This window comes from Cupriavidus sp. 10L43_2 (assembly GCF_056395265.1).
In genome coordinates, this window is sequence record NZ_JBFTJE010000025.1 from 1 (window position 1) to 17,802 (window position 17,802).

Sequence of the window (17,802 nt, forward strand, 5' to 3'; positions counted from 1 at the left end):
TGTGCCGCCGATCTGTGTGCCGCCGATCTGTTACGGCACCACGGTGAGCGCCAGCGGCAGTGTGAGCAGCGGCAAGACGGATAGCACCTATGCATCCGTGGTGGAGCAAACCGGGCTCTATGCCGGCAAGGGCGGGTTCGATATCAACGTGGAGGGGAACACCGACCTGAAGGGCGCGGTGATCGCCAGCACGGCGGACAAGGACAAGAACACCTTGACTACCGGCACGTTGACGACGAGCGATATCGAGAATAAGGCCGAGTACAAGAGCGATACGTCGACGATTGCGGGGAGCTTTACGGCTGGCAGCAGCGTTCCAGCGAGCAATCCGATGGACGGCCCGGTCCAGCAGGCGCATACCAACTGGGGCAACACCGACGTGATGGGCGCCGCAGCCGCGACGGCAATCGCGACGCTGGCCGGCAATAGCAGTGCGCCGATCAAGGGCAACGCCGCTGGAACAACGCGGAGCGCGATTGCGGAGGGTACGGTAACGATCACGGACGCCGAAGGCCAGAAGGCGCGTACCGGCAAGACGGCGGAAGAAACCATTGCCAGCCTGAACCGCGATACGGAAAACGCCAACAAGAGTGTCGGCAAGATCTTCGACGCGGAGAAGATCAAGGAACAGCAGGCCTACGACCAACTGAAGCAGCAGACGCTTCAACAGGCTGCGCCCTATCTGTATGACGTGGTGGGCGATCAACTGAAGGGGGCGCCGGAGCCGGTAAAGGTGGCTGTCCACGGGCTGATCGGTGGGCTGGTGAGCAAGGCGCTGGGCGGCGAGTTTGGATCTGGAGCGGCAGGGGTTGCGGCGGCTACGGCGGCGATTATGTTGTTGGATGAGAACATGGGTAGCCTCGGCGTGGAACCTGGAACCCGCGACAAGATGTTGCAGGTTGTTGGTATGGCGATTGCCAAGATTGTTGGTGGCAATGCAACTGCGGCGACGGCAGGGATGGCGGATGCTTACAACCGGCAGTTGCATCCAGAGGAACGTGATCTGGCGAAGCGCATGGCGGCGAACAGCAACGGTAAGTACACCGTGGATGAGATCGAAGCCCAAATGCGCCTGTCCAACCGAGTAGACATGAGCGGCAAAGTGGTTGAGACAGGTGGGCCGGACCAGATTAATGCTGCTACAACGAAGCCTACAGATGATGGTGCTAAATGGATCAGCGTCGCTGGAACCACTCAAATCCGTGAAATACCGGCACAGGCAAACGCGGAGATCATTGCTTATATTGAGGCACAGCAAAAGCTCGCGTTAGGGGATGTACCCTACGAGACCCGTCAAGATTACTCGAGCGTTCCGAAGATCAGTTATACGACTCCCCTCCCGACCGCGCGATGCGGGTCTGGTCAAGCAGACTGCGTAGCCGGCTTAGCAATGCCATACGGCTCGGAAGAGCTCGCGCGTAGAAGACAGTTCGTTGCGGACGCCGCTAGCAACTTTGGTACTCAAGCGGGGCGCGTTGGTGCAATTTCGGGTGCCGTTGCGGGTGTGAGTAGCGCGAATCCCTTAATAGCCCTACCAGCCGGAGCTTTCTCCTATGCGATGACAGGGGCAAGTCTAATCGCCGGGGGGATCGAGCAAGTAGCAAGGCCCGACGTGGGGCAGTACACGGCCGAGTCTACGCTTGCAACGATGGGATTCTATTTCGGTGAGCGGTACCCCGTGGCAGGTCCAGTCATTAACGAAATGGGCGAAGCTGTGAAGTCGACTGATAGCATGGGTGCTATAAAGACATGGATAAATGATAAATGGAATGGAGTTTTTCAAAAATGAAGATATGTGTCGTAAAAAATGGGAATGTTAGCCCAATGTTCCGAACAATATTTATTGTGGGGGGGGTCGCTATTGGGTGGTCCGGCCTTTATTTTGAATGGCTCATGCCGATTCTAAGAGTCATCATGTTTATGGCTGGGTTCTTTTTAATGATAGTTGGAGGTGTTGCTTCTCGGGCGGCGTTGCTAGGAATTAGGCCATTTGAGAAGTCGGCGTGGAGGCGTGCAAAGGAGACGTACAAGGAGCGCGGTGAAGAGTGAGGGTTATTAATAAGATTCCAATTATTGTGGTATTACGCGCGCTGCTGGCAGCAGCGTTCTGGCGAGTGACCCCCACATCGATCTGGGCAAGACCGACGTGATGGGCGCGGCCGCCGCGACGGCAATCGCGACGCTGGCCGGCGACAGCAGTGCGCCGATCAAGGGCAACGCGGCTGGAACAACGCGGAGCGCGATTGCGGAGGGTACGGTAACGATCACGGACGCCGAAGGCCAGAAGGTGCGTACCGGCAAGACTGCGGAAGAAACCATTGCCAGCCTGAACCGCGATACGGAGAACGCCAACGAGAGCGTCGGCAAGATCTTCGACGCGGAGAAGATCAAGGAACAGCAGGCCTACGACCAACTGAAGCAGCAGACGCTGCAACAGGCTGCGCCCTATCTGTATGACGTGGTGGGCGATCAACTGAAGGGGGCGCCGGAGCCGGTAAAGGTGGCTGTCCACGGGCTGATCGGTGGGCTGGTGAGCAAGGCACTGGGCGGCGAGTTTGGATCTGGAGCGGCAGGGTTGCGGCGGCTACGGCGGCGATTATGTTGTTGGACGAGAACATGGGTAGCCTCGGCGTGGAACCTGGAACCCGCGACAAGATGCTGCAGGTTGTTGGTATGGCGGTTGCCAAGATTGTTGGGGGGGAAGGGGCGAGCGGAAATGCTGCTGCGGCGACGGCGGGGATGGCGGATGCTTATAACAGGCAGTTGCATCCGGATGAGCGGGCGCTGGCGCGGCGATAGCTGCGGCTAGCGGAGGGAAGTACACCGAGAAGCAAGTCAGTGACATTCTTCGGGCAGCCAGCAATGCGGAGCGGGGCGAAAACGTGACCACTGGGATGGTGGTGGACGGAGTCAGCAATCCGCAGGGTGTCTATGACAGTGGTGACGGCGGTGGGACGTTCACCGTGCCTTCGGGGGACGGGCGTACATTGGTGCAGTCTGTGCAGACTCAAGTTGATCCAGGGCTGGCCGCGTATGTTCAATTGATGACCGGTGGAAGCAATTCGCCGTATAGCTGGGATGCCGCGACGCTTGGGGCGGGTGCGCCTGTATTGGGCGACGGAGGAGAAAAGTACTCAGACTCTCGACCGTTTGTTCCCTCGGGCAATGGCTGTATATCGGCTGAGTGCATAGCACTGGGGAAGCCGCCAGTAGGTGTGCCTTGGTCGGTTGGCGCGGGCGTCTATTTCGGTTTGGGAGGCGAAGGCGAGATTGGGCTCGTCGGATGGACGCCAACTGATGTGAAAGTCGGATTCGGATTCGGTGCTGGAGGGCACGGTTGGGTGAAAGGTCAGTCCGCAGCGATTAAAGGCGACCTCTGGACGCAAGGAAGAGACGCTAATAGCGGGGAGTATCGAATTGGAACGTCGATAGGCGGGTCGGCCCTTGGTGTGGGCAGCGTTGAGACGTCCATCTCGGCTGGCGGCTGGTCCAATGTTACTGGCGCCGGCAAAGGAGTTGGAACATACACTCAAATGAAGGCGGGGGTGGCTGTAACACCCTCATATGGGCTGGTCCTTGAAGGTAAAGTCAATTTTATTGAGTTCACATATAAGCGAGGATTGAATGCTGGCATATAAAGATGACCTGCTAAGGTTTCATAGGGCTAGATGGATTTTAATAGGTGTAACCGAAATATTCATTTCCGTTTACTCCACGTTATTTGTAATTTCTGCGGGAATAATCTGGAATTTCGTCGTAGTGTTGGGGTATTTGCTGTGGATGTTTTATTGGGTATTTACGAAGTATAAATGTCCAAAATATAATTATATTCCTAGGTTGAGAGGGTTTAATGCCGTGGATTTGGCTCCGAAGACTTGCTGGAAGTGTGGCTTGAATTTTTACAATGGGGAGAGTCCTGGCAAGGACTCGTGAAAGCCTGATTTTCCAGCCACGATATCGCATATACCTGAAACAGGAGTACGCCTTTGAGGCGTTCCTGGCCCGAATTCGCCTGAAATGCATTCCATAACATTGCGGCTAGCGGTCGCGGCGTCGCTTGCGACTAGCATCGGCTTGCCTGTGTTCCCCGTTCTTGCACAGGCTCTTCCGTCACAATCCGCCGCCCTGACCAACGCCGAGCAGGACCAGCGTACGCGCCAGCAACAGGAAGCCCGTGAGCGCGCCGCGATCGTACAAGCGCCGGCCGTACGCGCCGAAGCCATCGCCGCAGCGGAGTTCCAGACGCTGCCCGAGGAAGCGCCGTGCTTCCGCATCGGCCGCATCCTGCTCGAAGTGCCGCAGGACCTGCCCGCCGATCTGCAGATCAGCGGCGCTTCCGCGCTGCCGATGGACCCGTTCGCCTTCGCGCAGCAATGGCTGGACCACTACACCGGTGCGTGCGTCGGCAAGGCCGGTGTGGAACTGCTGGTCAAGGGTATCTCGCAGGCGCTCCTGTCGAAGGGCTACGTCACCACGCGGGTGCTGGTGCCGGAGCAGGACCTGACCACGGGCACGCTAAAGCTGGCGCTGATTCCCGGTGTGGTCGGCGAGATTCGCTTCGCGGAGCCGGATCTATGGGGCACGTGGCGAACCGCGTTCCCGACCGGCCCTGGCGAACTGCTGAACCTGCGTGACCTGGAGCAGGGCCTCGAGCAGATGAAGCGCGTCGCCAGCCAGGATGTGGATATGCAGATCGTGCCGACTGCCACGCCGGGGCGCAGCGACGTCGTGATCGCGATCAAGCGCAACAAGCCGTGGACGGTGGTGGCGTCGGTCGACAACTCCGGCTCGCGTGGCACCGGGCGGTGGCAAGGGAATCTGAGCCTGGGAATCGATAATCCGCTCGGCCTGAACGACATGTTCAACGTCGGCTATAACCAGGACCTGATGCTGAGCAACAAGGAGCATGGCACGCGGGGCTGGAATGGCTATTACTCGGTACCTTGGGGTTACTGGACGGCCACGGTGTCCGCCTATAGCAGCAACTATTTCCAGCAGATCGCGGGGGTGAATACCACGTTCATATCGAGCGGGAAATCACAGAACGTTGATCTGAAGCTGCATCGCGTCCTGCATCGTAACCAGAACGATGTATTTGGTATGCAGGTCCGGCTAACGCGGCGCTTTGGCAAAAGCTATATCGAGGACACGGAGATTCCGCAACAGCGCCGCAACAACACGATCCTCGAGATTGGCGTAACAGATCGTCATTACTTCGGCCAATCGCAGCTAGACGCGTCATTCGGGTTTCGGCAAGGCATCGGCGCCTTGGGTGCCCAGCCCGATGCGTTGTCCGCCGAAGACGGTCCCACGTGGCGCTATCGGATGATGGTGCTGGACGCCAACCTGTCAGTGCCCTTCAAGATCGCAGAGCAGGGCTTCCGCTATGTGACCACGGTTCGCGGGCAATTCACCAATGATCGACCCTATTACGTTGACGATCTGACGATCGGCAGCCGCTATACCGTGCGCGGCTTCGATGGTGAAAGCCAGCTGGCTGGCGAACGCGGCTTCTACTGGCGCAATGAACTGCAGGCGCCACTCGGCGGCACTGGGCAGGCCATCTATGCCGGCATCGATTATGGGCGGGTATATGGACCCACTACCGCCGCCCTGGTCGGGACACAACTCGCGGGCGCGGTTGTCGGTCTCCGTGGTGGTCTCGGCTCCCGTTTCGGCAGTGTTTCCTATGACGTCTTTGTTGGAACACCTGTGTACAAGCCTGAAGCGTTCCATACCGCAGGCGTCACGGGCGGGATGCAACTCGTCTATCAGTACTAAAACGCCCCTGAAGACGGCATCAGACCGTTCTCTTTTCAATTTCCTATGGATGGGTCATTCATGAAGAAGTCACTCGTATTGACAATGGTTTCTGCCGCGGTGGCGATTGCGGCTTGCGGTGGTGGGTCGGACGACACCGGCAGCGCCGGTACATCCGCCGCACCGACGGACAACGGTCCCAAGGCGAGCAGCCGTTGGAGGCAGCGTGTTTGATGGCACCGGCACGACTTACACCAAATATCGCCGGTTCTCCTACTCGGATGTGACGTCGGGGGCATCCGGTGCGCCGAATCTGGTCGGGATGTTGCCGAACGAAACCCGCACCGTGACGATGAGCGAATTCCAAAAGTCCGCCTGTCGACCAACCCACAACCGGCCTTTTCCACCACGCCTAGTCGAACCGTGCAGTTGACGATCCAGTACCTGGGCCGGGAAGATGTCTCCGCCATGGGCAAGGCCTACCCAAATGCCTGCAAGGTGAAAGTCCGGTACGAGCGAGCAAACAGCCTGTTTCCCACGCTCGAAAGCACGGTCTGGCTCGCGCCAGGCGCGGGTCCGGTCAAGTTGACCGGCGCCCCGTTGCTGGGCGTGGAGACCATATCGGCCGAGACATCCGGCGTCGCCGTCAGCAACTGATTGCCGAAATGGGGTAACAGGCCGAAAGTGTGAGGGCGGCCCCATCTCTACCGCTGGCCACCCTCCCGCAACACCTCCGCCAACTTCCCCCGCACCAGTCCCAGCAAACAGTAAGCGTTATACGAAGGCTCGGACGTCTCGCTTTGCTTCTCCAGCAATTCCAGCACCCCGTCGAGGCCGGCCAGCACGGCCTCGGCATTGGCCGCGCGGCTCGATGGACCGGTTGTCGTCCCGGCGGGCGAAGGCAGTTTAGATTCGGACATACGCATCTTAGATCTGGGAGGTGGGCTGTTCAGTCGGATCAGTCTTCCCCATCCCACCCCGCCAGTCCATGAGACGATTCGCATTCTGTGGATCCCGGCACCTATACTCGACGGGCGCCCCAGAAGACAAGGCAAGCTATGACCCTGCCACCGCCCGCCCAGCAAGACGCCGCGTCCACCCCGCCCAAACCTCCCACGCCGCAAGTCGTTCCTTCCGGATTCCGACAAGGCATCATCACGGCGATCACGGTCCTACTTGGCTTCTCCCTGGCGTTCTGGAAATTCTGGGGGCTCGAGACACCGGGGCGATGGGGCACGCTCGCGATTCTCGCCGCTGCTGCACTGCTGATCGCCGTGGCGCTGCAGATCGTCGCGCTGTTTCGCGCGCTGCGCATCGAGGATGACGCCGTCGATGAATATCGGCAGACGGTGCGCTGGTTTATCGGCTCGGCCGTGGCCTTGCTCGTGGGGTTGGCTGTCGCGATGGTCGACGCCGCGTTGTAAAAAACAGCGCCCAAAACTTCAACCCGCGCAGGAATTCCACCCCGCACCGCATCACGTTTCTTGGTGTTCTTACACACCAGGCCTCAAGACAATGTGCCTTACATCACAGACGCGCGCAGTTCTTTCAAGCCATCGTTGCGAATTCGCACGCCCGTTGTAAAGCCCAAAACTGCCTCCTAAGCTGGCCTCAGGCAGCTGATCCATGACAGGGCTGTCTGGAACATTAAAAACATTAGGAGACTCCCCATGAAATCCATCAGGAGAATGCTCGGCGTTGCGCTCGCCGGCATTATGCTCATCGGCCTTTCGTCGTGCGGCGGAGGCGGGGATGATGACCCGGGCATCGCGCCCACCGTCCAACTGCTTTCGTCGCAACCCGACTATGTGACCGGCGGCAATGCGCTGATCGACATTGGCGTGCCCACCACGGTGAACAACGATCGCCCCCTCAAGGTTTCGCTGAACGGCAATGACGTCAGCGCCCAGTTCAAGACCAGCCCCACCGATTCCTCCCACCAGCAAGCCGTGCTGACCGGGCTCGTGAATGGCACGAACTCCGTGACCGCCAGTGTGGGCAAGGCTTCGAAGACCATCACGATGACCAACTACCCGATCACCGGTCCGGTGATTTCGGGGCCGTGGCAGACGCCGTTCATCTGCCAGACCAGCACGTTTGCGTTGCCGGATGGCTCCACGCTTGGCGCGCCGCTCGACGAGAACTGCAGCGTGGCTACGCGCGTGACCTATCTCTACCAGTCCACGCAGGGCGGGGCGCTGAAGCCGATGACCGACACCAGGACGCGCCCAGCGGACGTGGCGACGGTCACCACGCTCAGCGGCACCCAGGCGCCCTTCATCGTACGTGTGGAAACGGGCACCGTCGATCGCGGTATCTACCAGAACGCCGTCCTGCATGACCCGACGACGGAATCCGCGCCCACGCCGACTTCGCCGCCTAAAGCCTGGAACCGGCGCCTCATCGCCGTGGAAGGCTTCGGCTGCCCCGGCGGCTGGTATATCCAGGGCGGGGCGATTGGCAACATCCAGAGCGCCGGTTTCGACTTCAGCCTGTTGAACACGCAGCGGCTGGCCGAGGGCTATGCGACGTTCGCCAACACGCTCCAGCATGCGTCGAACAACTGCAACGCGGTGCTGGCCAGCGAGGCGGCGATGATGTCGAAGGAAGCCACGATCGAACGCTTCGGCGTGCCGGCGTTCACGGTGAGCGCGGGTTGCTCGGGCGGCTCCTATGGCAGCACGCAGCCGGCAGACCGCATCCCGGGACTGTTCGACGGCGTGCTCATCTCGTGCACCTTCCCCGACCCGCTGTCGATTGCTTTCGCCGGGTCTGATGGGCACCTGATCACGCACTACATCACGCTCTTCCCAACGGCGCTGACAGACGCGCAGATCGCGGCCGTAACCGGCTACAAGAGCCGCAAGGCCTTCGAGGACGCCGCCAACCAGGCTGGCCGGACCGATCCGGTGCCGGCGCGTGTGGACTACGCGGGCTACAACTCCGGCGTGTTCAACAGCGTGGTGCCGACGTCGGTGCGCTATGACCCGGTCAACAACAAGACCGGCGTGCGTCCCACGGTCTACGATGCCGCGAAAAACATCTACGGTGTCGACAAGGCCACCGGCTTCGCGCTCAGGCCCTACGACAACGTGGGCGTGCAGTACGGCCTCGCGGCGTTGAACAGCGGGGCGATCACCACCACGCAGTTCCTGGACCTGAACGAGAAGGTTGGCGGCTATGACCAGGATGCCAACTACGTGACCAATCGCACCGCGGGCGACCCCGGCGCTATCCTGCGGGCGCAGCAGAGCGGCCTGCAGATCGGCACCAACGGCGGGCTGGCGAGCATCCCCGTGTTCGACGTGACGGGTATCTACAACGACGACTCGGGTTACCACTACCAGTACTTCCACTTCGCCCTGCGCGAGCGGATGGTGGCGGCGAACGGCGACAGCAACAACCACGTGATGTGGCGCGGCAATCCCGTGCCGGCCGATACGGCGTGGAACACCTTCATCCAGTGGGTGGCGGCGTACAAGGCCGATGTGACGACCACCGCGCAGAAGGACAAGGTGGTCACCCACAAGCCGGCCACGGCGGTGGACGGCTGCTGGAGCGACGCCGCGACGTTCGTCAACGAGAAGCAGACGCTGAGTGCCATCGGCAACACCACCTGCAACGGGCTGTTCCCCTCGTGGACGGCCTCGCGCATCGCGGCGGGCGGACCTGTGGCGGGCAACATCATCAAGTGCACGCTGAAGCCGATTGCGGCGTCTGACTACACGGTGATGTTCTCGGGCGCCGAGATGACGCGCCTGCAGGCCATCTTCCCCAGCGGCGTATGCGACTGGTCGAAGCCGGGCGTCAACCAGTCCGGCGTGGTCCCGAACGGCTCGTTCGGCCCATCGCCGGTGAACGTGGTGTTCGATATCACCAAGTCCTAGGAGCGGGTAGGCGTAACAGGGGCGGACCGGCCGCAGAGCCGGCTCCCGCCCCACTTCATTTCCGAGCCGGTCAGAACCTTCCTATTCCCCTCCGGATCCCCCCCGAAAGCGGCGGATCTCGCCGCATCCCTTCCTTGATTTGCGCCAAAGATTTCTTCCTCGAATGGAGCGAAGGTGCCAGCCATCGTCTCTATAAGGAGGAAGGATCATGCGGGATATACGCTACGCACTGTTGAACGGGAACGCCACCACGACAGGTGGCGTGCTGATCGCGCTCAACACGTACACGATTCACCACGGCGTCAATGTTGGCGTGGAAGGCGACCATGCGACCTGCCCGGCGTGCAAGGTCGGCGGGCCGGTGTACAACGACTGCGATCCAAGATACTCGCTGCATGGGAAGCAGATTCTGGTTTCGGGGGCGCGCGTGTTCTGCAAGTGCAAGGAGCACCCGCGCGTGCTGCCGTCGCAGCATATCTTTTCGATCGAAGTAGACCGGTCGCCAGAGCAGGAGGAGGAAGCCGCGGTAGCCGCCACGCCGAATCCCGGTGTAACGCACTTGGCTGCGGAAAAACCGTCGACGAAGGAATACCTTCTGCGGCCGCGCGGGACGTTGTACTGGGGCGGAGCTGGGCTCGACGGAGACTACGTGCGGCCACAACTGGAGGCGTTCCGGAAGGCGGGGATCGAGCACTGTTTCGCTGGCTTGACGAACTCGGCGACAGCGGATTTGCCAGAGGGAACGGCGCCGGTTGGCATGATCCTGGACGCGATCAGATCCGGATTCAGTGTGCGCTATCGCGACGATGGCGAGTGGACGATTACGAGCGGAATGGTGCCTGAGGCGCCTCAGTTCAACCTTGTCGGCTACAGCTATGGCTCATTGCTCGCTGCGCAGACCGCGTGGTCATATGCGCGAGGAGGGCACGTGATAGACCATCTCGTCTTAATCGCGTCACCGATCGATGTCGAATTCCTGTCGGACCTACTTGCGCACCCGAACATCAGAAAGGTCGTGACGATCGATCTCGGGAGGCACGGTGACCCGATCTACGCGGGCATGCCTTGGGGTGAATTGATTGCCACTTCACCTGTTCTTGCAAAGCAGTTCATTGCCAATAAAGGGGAAGGCCACTTTTACTACGCGCATGTGATGGATGACAGCCCACGCCGCTGGACGGAGTTGGCAAAGCGACTGCGCCAAGAGGGGCTGCGATGAGGCCGAAAGCTGTGCTCCTGAGGGTTATGCAAGGGATCGCCGTGCTGTTTGCCCTGGACGGCATGATCTATTGCATCGCATTGATGCTGACACCGTTCAAGCGCAACGATCTGTACGTCGGACCTGCCGCCGCCTACTTCGCCATTGCCGCGTTCTTCGGACTCTTGCTTATCCTTGCCGGGCTGGTGGTGCTCGTGATCGCTTTCCTGAGGCGCCATGTTTATCGATGGCGAATGGTGGGGATGTTACTAGCCGGCATGCTCTTCTTGGTGATGTCGTACGCCGTCTCCGTGTTCTGGATTCGGGATCAGCTCAAACAAAAAAACCCCGGCAGCAATGCCGGGGTGGCCAGTACTACCGGTGTTTTCGGCGCCGGCACCTTCAAGATTCAGACGTCTAATCGGCCTGGATATTGAATTCCTTCACGAGTTTGGTGTAGCGCGCGGTGTCCGCCGCAATCAGCTTCTGGAGCACGGCGGGCTCGCCGCCGACTGGTGTGACGGCGATGGTCGCCATCCTGGCGATGACGTCGGGCTGCTTGAGGATCTCGTTCACATGGCCGTTCAGCGTGCGGACGATTTCCGGCGGCAGATTCTTCGGGCCCAGCATCGCCTGCCAGGCGCCAATCTCCACGTCCTTGTAGCCCAGCTCGCCCAGCGTCGGCACGTTCGGCGCGAAGGGGGAGCGCTTGGTGTCGGCCACGGCCAGCGGCACCAGGCTGCCGTTGCCGACGTACTGCGCCACGGCGCCGTAGGTGACGTAGGTCATCGGCACCTGCCCGCCCAGCACGTCGACGATGGCCGGCGCCGTGCCCCGGTACGGCACCTGCGCGATCTTCACGCTGGCCGACTTGTTGAACATCTCGCCCATGATGTGCATCGGCGAGCCATTGCCCGGCGTGGCGTACGTCTCCAGCTTGCCGGCCTTGGCGCGCGCCACGAGGTCGCTCATCTTGGTGATGCCGGTGGTCTTGGCCACCACCACGAACAGCGATTGCGTGCCGAGCTGCGCAATCGGCGTGAAGTCGTTCTGCACGTCGTAGGTGGCGCCGGTGCCGGACTTCAACACCAGCGGGGCGATCGACAACGTGTTGGGCGCCATCAGCAGCGTGTAGCCGTCGGCGGCGGCGCGCGCCACGTAGGCGCTGCCGATGGTGCCGGCGGCGCCGGTGCGGTTCTCCACCACTACCGATTGCTTCAGCCGCGCGCCGAGCTTGTCGGCCATCAGGCGGGCGAGCACGTCCACGTCGCCGCCGGCGGGGTAGGCCACCACGATGGTGATCGGCTTGTTGGGGTAGCCGCCCTGGGCCATCGCGGGCAGGGCGGCGAGCAGGGCAGCGGCGCCGAAGGCCGCACCCATGGCGGCGAGAACGTTGCGGCGGACAGTCTTCATGGTCGAAACACCTCTTGTCAGGGTTCGCGCCCGATGCGGGGGCATGGCGGCGCGAAGGAGTCGGGGAAACGGTGCTGTGCCGGATTTCCCATCGGGCTTGTGGCGAGCGGCGCGCAAGGCAGAGGACACGCTGCCCGGCGCCGCGTGCGTCCGCCGTTCTTAGAAGATGTGCTTGATGCCGAGCATGGCGCCAAACTGCTGGCCGCCCGGCTTCGTGTTGGCGCCGGCCTGCGCGCCGCTGACGGACAACGTCAGGTTGCCGTCGTTGTTGATAAAGCCGGCGGTCGCATACACGGCCGTGCGCTTGCTGAAGTTGTACATGCCGCGGATGGCGTACAGCATCGACTTGTTATCACTGCTGTTGTAGTTCAGATAGTAGACCTGGCCGGCCAGCGTGAAAGCGGGCGTGATGTCGTACGCGGCGCCGATGTAGTACAGCGCCGAGATCGGCGTGGCGCTGCCCTGGTTCTCGCGGCGGATCACGCCGGCGCCGATCTTGGTGCGATCGAGCAACACGTAGCCAGCCAGCGAGGCGCGGTCGTCACGGAGGCTGCTGCTGGTCAGGCCGGCGAAGGCGCCCGGACCGCCGCGCTGCGAGTCATACGCGGCGGTAATGCCCCAGGTCTTCTGGTCCCAGCCGATCATGGCGGACCACTCGCGGCACTGCGACTTGTCGGCCGGATTCTCGCCGGCGCAGTTCGTGCCGGCCGGGCTCGGACCGGCGTTGGCCACGTCGCGGCCGAAGCTGTACGTGCCGCCCACGGTCAGGCCGCCGAAGGTGCCCTTGTACGCGATGGCGTTGTCGGCGCGGGTGTTCGGGATGTAGCTGTCCAGCGAACCGGAGCCGAACGCGTTCGGCCCGAGGATGTCCGGATCGAGCACGGCCCAGAACAGCATGGTGTACTGGCGGCCGAACGAGACCTGGCCCCACTTGCCGCTCAGGCCGACCAGCGCCTGGCGCCCGAACAGGCGCCCGCCCTGGTTGGCGGTGCCGGAATCCGGCGCGAAGCCGGACTCCAGCACGAAGACGCTCTTCAGGCCGCCGCCGAGATCCTCGGTGCCGCGCAGGCCCCAGCGGGACGGCACGGTGCCGGTCAATGTATTCATGCGGGCCACGCTGTTGCCGGCCGCGCCGACGTTGTTGACGAACTCGACGCCGGTGTCCACCACGCCATACAGTGTGACGGACGATTGCGCCGAGGCCAGCAGGGGCGCTGCGGCCAGCAGGCCTGCCGCGTACTTTCCGATCTTCATCTACCGTTTCCTTCTCTAGTTTTCGTGGGCTCGTCTGCGTTTCCGTCCGGCCGGGGCATGTTGGGGGACCGATCCGTCTTTGAGTTTCATTAGTAAAACAATGAACTACATAGGAAACGTTCAGCGAAATATAGACAGGAGAGCCTGCGGCGTAGATCAGGGGGAACCCTAGTGAGGCGACATGGCGACGCCGTGGCATGGCGCGGATACCACAAAGGCCTGGAATCGTTGTGGTGCGCGGCTTCCAGGGCAGCGCACCGCCTTTGCGAAAGTGGCCGGGCGGGCGAAGTCAGTCCTCGCTCGGCAAACCGAGGCAGCAAGCCGCTTTCGGGTGAAATCTGACGATGCCCCGTTGCGGGGCATGCCGAGGCCGTCCGGACTGCGCGCGGCGGCGGCGCTTCAGACGTGGATTTTTTCTACTTGTTTACCCTGATCCCACCCCTCCCGGAACCCGGCCTATAGTCGAGGAGTTTTATTTATAAATACAGGTTTCACATATGGAACAAAACGCGCCCCATCGAGCACTTGAACCGGGCGCCGACCTGCTGGCGGCGCTGGACAACCATTTCGCCGCGCGTACCGTGATGGTCGATGCGCAAGGCACACGCGTGTCCTGCCGCGTCGGTGGCGCGCATGGTCCGGTGATCGTGTTGCTGCACGGCATCAGTTCCGGCGCGGCATCCTGGCTGCCCTGCGCGAGCCTGCTCGCCGCCGGCGCGCGGGTGATTGCCTGGGATGCGCCAGGTTACGGCGATTCCACCCCATTGCCGATGCCCGCCCCCACGGCCCGCGACTACGCCGCGCGGCTCGAGCAACTGATGGCCGCTCTCCAGATCCGCCCGGACCTGATCGTCGGCCATTCGCTCGGCGCGCTGATGGCCGCCGGCTACGCCGCCCAGGCCGCGCCGGACATGCAGCCGGCCAGCTTCCTTCTATTGAGTCCCGCACTCGGCTATGGCGCGCCGGGTAATGAGGCCAAGTCGCGCGAGGTCTCGGCCCAGCGCCTCGAAGCGCTCGACACCCTCGGCGTCGATGGTCTCGCCCAGCGCGGCCCCACCCGCCTGCTCAGCCCGGCTGCCACGCCCGATGCCCAAGCCTGGGTGCGCTGGAATATGCGCCGCCTGCATCCGGACGGTTATCGCCAGGCGGTCGCATTGCTCTGTGGCGATGACATCGATGAATACCTTGCCGATGCCTCCCGCCCCGTGGATGTCGGCTGCGGCGCGCAGGACGTGGTGACCACGCCCGCCGCCTCGTCCGCGCTGGCCGGGCGATGCCAGTTCCCGTTCCACCTGATCGCCGACGCCGGCCACGCCTGCTACATCGAGCAGCCCCAGGCCGTCGCCCAACGGATTCGCGCCACGCTGCACGACTAAGGCGAGGGTTTCAGCACTTCTCCGCCACGAACCGGCGCTTCACGGGGTTAACCCCAGTCAATTTTTGAAGCGTCGTTGTCTATAGTCGTACCTGTGTTCAATATTTAAACTCGTGTTTCACAGGTAAAACAAAGCGAGCCTGAGAACGCGAGCGCGGTTGAACCCGCCGTCCCCAACAAAGCCAGCCATGGAGCAAAGCGCAATGGAAAGCCTCTCGTACAACCCGAACCTGGTGCCGTGGGAGCGCCCCGCGCCGAACAACGTAGCGGGCAAGGGCCATATCGAGCAGCCGGGCAAGGTGGCCAACATCGTCTGGCAGACCCGTGCGGCGGCCCCCACCGCGTACGAGAACGCGCTCGCCGATGCGCTGGAGGCGGCCTTCGAGGGCGGCGCCAAGAACCCGGGCGACATCGTCCGCGCGCTCAACCGCACGAATTTCCTGGCCGCCGATGGCCAGCCGTGGACCGAGGAAGCCTTCCTCGCCGAAATGCGCCGCCTGGGCGCCTGACGCCGGAACCCCAGCGAGACAAGACATGGAATCGAACAAGCAAGCACGTGCCGAGGCGCGTCTGAACAGCGGCCTGCGCAACTACTGGTATCCGGTGGCGGCGTCGTGGCAGGTCACCCACGCGCCCATCGGCATCACCCGCCTGGGCCAGAACATCGTCGTGTGGCGTGATAACGCCGGCGCGCTGCACGCACTGGAAGACCGCTGCCCGCACCGTGGCGCGCGTCTGTCGATGGGCTGGAACCTCGGCGACCGCGTGGCCTGCTGGTACCACGGCGTGGAAGTGGGCGGCGACGGCCAGGTCAAGAGCGTGCCGGCCGTGGAGAGCTGCCCGCTGGAAGGCCGCACCTGCGTGCGCAGCTACCCGGTGCAGGAGCAGGCCGGCGCGATCTTCCTGTGGTTCGGCGACAGCGCCCCGGCCGAAGCCGATGCCCTGCGCCTGCCCGAGGAACTGGTCAGCGACGAACACACCAACTTCCTCTGCGTGGCCCACTGGGACTGCAACTACCGCTACGCGATCGACAACGTCATGGACCCGATGCACGGCGCCTACCTGCACGCCGTCTCGCACTCGATGGCCAGCGGCGAGAAGTCGGCCGTCATGCAGATCCGCGAGACCGACAGCGGCCTGATCTTCGAGAAGACCGGCCAGCGTGGCGTGAACTTCGACTGGGTGGAATTCGGCGAGACCGGCACGCTGTGGCTGCGCCTGTCCATCCCCTACCGCGACAAGGTCGGCCCCGGCGGCCCGTTCGGCATCGTCGGCATGGCCACGCCGGTGGACGAGGATCACTGCCTGGTGTTCTTCTGGCGCACCCGCCACGTGCAGGGCTGGGAGCGCGACGTGTGGCGCTTCCTGTATCGCAACCGCCTGGAAGGGCTGCACTGGGACGTCCTCGAGCAAGACCGCGTGGTGCTGGAGTCGATGGCGCCGAACGCGCGCGACCACGAGATGCTGTACCAGCACGACGCCGGCATCACCCGCGTGCGCCGCCTGCTGAAGCGCCGCGCCGATGCCGAAGTGGCCAACGAACCGGTGGCGATGCTGCAACCGGCAGGCGGAGTCCCCAGCCATGCGTGACGCCGCAACCGCCAACCTGCTGGCAGGGCGCAAGGTGCTGGTCACCGGCGCCGCGCGCGGCCTCGGGCTGGCCTTCGCCACCGCGATTGCCGAAGCCGGCGGCGCCGTGGCGATGGCCGACATCCTCGCGGACCGCGTGCAGGAATCGGCCGCCGCCTTGCAGGCGCGCGGCTTCAACGTGGTGCCGCTGACGCTGGACCTGAACGACCCGGCCTCGGTGCAGGCCTGCGCCGCCGCCGCCGCAGAGGCCCTCGGCGGCCTCGACGGCCTGGTCAACAACGGCGCGGTCACCGATTCCGGCGGCCGGGACCTGACCGCGCTGGACGTGGCCACCTGGGACCGCGTGATGAGCGTGAACGTGCGCGGCACCTGGCTGATGACCGCCGCCTGCACGCCCGCGCTGCGCGCCAGCGGCCGGGGCGCCGTGGTCAACCTGGCCTCGGACACCCCGCTGTGGGGCGCGCCCAACCTGCTCGCCTACGTGGCCAGCAAGAGCGCCATCATCGGCATGACCCGCTCGCTGGCCCGTGAACTGGGCGATGCGCAGGTCACGGTCAACGCCGTGGCGCCGGGCCTCACGCTGGTGGAAGCCACCGAATACGTGCCGCAGCACCGCCACGACCTGTACCGCAACCAGCGCGCGCTCCAGCGCGAGCAAGTCCCCGACGATGTCTGCGGCGCCGTGCTGTTCGCGCTGTCCGACCTCTCCCGCTTCGTCACCGGCCAGACCCTGGCCGTGAACGGCGGCTTTGTCATGCACTGAAACCAAGGAACCCGATCCAATGAGCGATATGTCCCAACAGGAAAACATCAAGCGTAGCTGGGAGCAACCTGCCGACGCCTCGTTCGACCAGTGGATGGAAAGCCGCGTGGCGCGCTTCTCCACCCGCCGGTACGACTGGGATGCCCTGAAGTTCCAGGCCGACTACGACCCGAAGTACCGCCGCGCCCAGATGCGCTACCTCGGTACGGGCGGCACCGGCGTGGCCGCGGACACCAACACGGTGCCGTCGGAGCATTTCACGTTCTCCACGATGATCATCCCGGCCGGCCACGAAGGCCCGTCGCACCTGCACACCGATGTGGAAGAGGTCTTCTTCATCCTGCGCGGCAAGATCAAGCTGGTCCTGGAGAAGGACGGCGAGCGCTTCGAGACCATCCTGACCGACCGCGACCTCGTGTCGGTGCCGCCGGGCGTGTACCGCGAGGAAATCAACATCGGCGACGAAGACGCGCTGATGTGCGTGATGCTCGGCGCCAAGAAGCCGATCACGCCGACGTACCCGCCCGAGCATCCGCTCACCCAGGTCAAGCGCTGAACCGCG

Annotated in this window: 15 protein-coding genes and 1 pseudogene; 13 read left to right on the plus strand and 3 right to left on the minus strand. The window is 63.0% G+C overall.

Features of this window, described 5'->3' with window-relative positions:
- From AC1DEL_RS25490 to AC1DEL_RS25505, 4 genes and pseudogenes are all read left to right on the plus strand, one after another.
- A pseudogene (locus AC1DEL_RS25490) lies at positions 1-1,789 on the plus strand (hypothetical protein); the annotation flags it as partial.
- Positions 1,790-2,149: 360 nt separating this feature from the next.
- Positions 2,150-2,809: a hypothetical protein gene (locus AC1DEL_RS25495; RefSeq protein WP_477126381.1), complete on the plus strand. Its 660-nt coding sequence runs from the start codon at positions 2,150-2,152 to the stop codon at positions 2,807-2,809.
- A gap of 1,208 nt (positions 2,810-4,017) precedes the next feature.
- Complete coding sequence (locus tag AC1DEL_RS25500) at positions 4,018-5,781, plus strand: ShlB/FhaC/HecB family hemolysin secretion/activation protein (RefSeq protein ID WP_477126382.1); 1,764 nt, start codon at positions 4,018-4,020, stop codon at positions 5,779-5,781.
- Positions 5,782-6,189: 408 nt separating this feature from the next.
- The gene (locus tag AC1DEL_RS25505; RefSeq protein ID WP_092293463.1) at positions 6,190-6,417 is read left to right on the plus strand and encodes a hypothetical protein; all 228 of its coding nucleotides are present in this window, start codon (positions 6,190-6,192) and stop codon (positions 6,415-6,417) included.
- 47 nt (positions 6,418-6,464) lie between these two features.
- Here AC1DEL_RS25505 and AC1DEL_RS25510 read toward each other — a convergent pair whose 3' ends face one another.
- Positions 6,465-6,686 carry a DUF1484 domain-containing protein gene (locus AC1DEL_RS25510; protein WP_255370769.1) on the minus strand — a complete coding sequence of 74 codons (222 nt, stop codon included), beginning with the start codon at positions 6,684-6,686 and terminating at the stop codon, positions 6,465-6,467.
- A gap of 132 nt (positions 6,687-6,818) precedes the next feature.
- Here AC1DEL_RS25510 and AC1DEL_RS25515 point away from each other — a divergent pair, with 132 nt between their 5' ends.
- The 4 genes from AC1DEL_RS25515 to AC1DEL_RS25530 all read left to right on the plus strand — a co-directional run bounded on the left by AC1DEL_RS25515 (position 6,819) and on the right by AC1DEL_RS25530 (position 11,282).
- Positions 6,819-7,184, plus strand: coding sequence for a hypothetical protein (locus AC1DEL_RS25515; protein WP_092293461.1), 366 nt, complete (start codon positions 6,819-6,821; stop codon positions 7,182-7,184).
- Between the two features lie 246 nt (positions 7,185-7,430).
- Positions 7,431-9,647 (plus strand): DUF6351 family protein, encoded by a 2,217-nt coding sequence (locus AC1DEL_RS25520; protein ID WP_477105108.1) that lies wholly within the window; start codon positions 7,431-7,433, stop codon positions 9,645-9,647.
- A 208-nt stretch (positions 9,648-9,855) separates the two neighbouring features.
- Positions 9,856-10,866 carry a PAAR domain-containing protein gene (locus AC1DEL_RS25525; RefSeq protein ID WP_369823402.1) on the plus strand — a complete coding sequence of 337 codons (1,011 nt, stop codon included), beginning with the start codon at positions 9,856-9,858 and terminating at the stop codon, positions 10,864-10,866.
- Positions 10,867-10,892: 26 nt separating this feature from the next.
- Entirely contained in the window at positions 10,893-11,282 is a 390-nt protein-coding gene (locus AC1DEL_RS25530; protein WP_143093872.1) for a hypothetical protein, read from the plus strand.
- Here AC1DEL_RS25530 and AC1DEL_RS25535 read toward each other — a convergent pair.
- A complete protein-coding gene (locus AC1DEL_RS25535) occupies positions 11,263-12,258 on the minus strand; it encodes a Bug family tripartite tricarboxylate transporter substrate binding protein (protein WP_092293455.1) in 996 nt (331 codons plus the stop codon). The two genes, AC1DEL_RS25530 and AC1DEL_RS25535, sit on opposite strands and share 20 nt — an antisense overlap.
- A 159-nt stretch (positions 12,259-12,417) precedes the next feature.
- Entirely contained in the window at positions 12,418-13,512 is a 1,095-nt protein-coding gene (locus tag AC1DEL_RS25540) for a porin (RefSeq protein ID WP_092293453.1), read from the minus strand.
- A gap of 497 nt (positions 13,513-14,009) precedes the next feature.
- On the opposite strand from AC1DEL_RS25540, the gene AC1DEL_RS25545 reads away from it, so the two are divergent.
- The 5 genes from AC1DEL_RS25545 (at position 14,010) to AC1DEL_RS25565 (ending at position 17,796) form a co-directional block, all read left to right on the plus strand.
- On the plus strand, positions 14,010-14,888 hold the full coding sequence (locus AC1DEL_RS25545) for an alpha/beta fold hydrolase (protein WP_477126383.1): 879 nt from the start codon (positions 14,010-14,012) through the stop codon (positions 14,886-14,888).
- A 187-nt stretch (positions 14,889-15,075) separates the two neighbouring features.
- On the plus strand, positions 15,076-15,396 hold the full coding sequence (locus AC1DEL_RS25550; protein ID WP_092293449.1) for a recombinase-like helix-turn-helix domain-containing protein: 321 nt from the start codon (positions 15,076-15,078) through the stop codon (positions 15,394-15,396).
- A gap of 25 nt (positions 15,397-15,421) precedes the next feature.
- A complete protein-coding gene (locus tag AC1DEL_RS25555) occupies positions 15,422-16,477 on the plus strand; it encodes an aromatic ring-hydroxylating dioxygenase subunit alpha (RefSeq protein ID WP_477105104.1) in 1,056 nt (351 codons plus the stop codon).
- The gene (locus tag AC1DEL_RS25560) at positions 16,470-17,240 is read left to right on the plus strand and encodes an SDR family oxidoreductase (RefSeq protein WP_441593656.1); all 771 of its coding nucleotides are present in this window, start codon (positions 16,470-16,472) and stop codon (positions 17,238-17,240) included. The genes AC1DEL_RS25555 and AC1DEL_RS25560 overlap by 8 nt, the downstream gene beginning before the upstream one ends.
- A gap of 19 nt (positions 17,241-17,259) precedes the next feature.
- Positions 17,260-17,796 carry a cupin domain-containing protein gene (locus AC1DEL_RS25565; protein ID WP_092293443.1) on the plus strand — a complete coding sequence of 179 codons (537 nt, stop codon included), beginning with the start codon at positions 17,260-17,262 and terminating at the stop codon, positions 17,794-17,796.
- Positions 17,797-17,802: the final 6 nt, after the last annotated feature.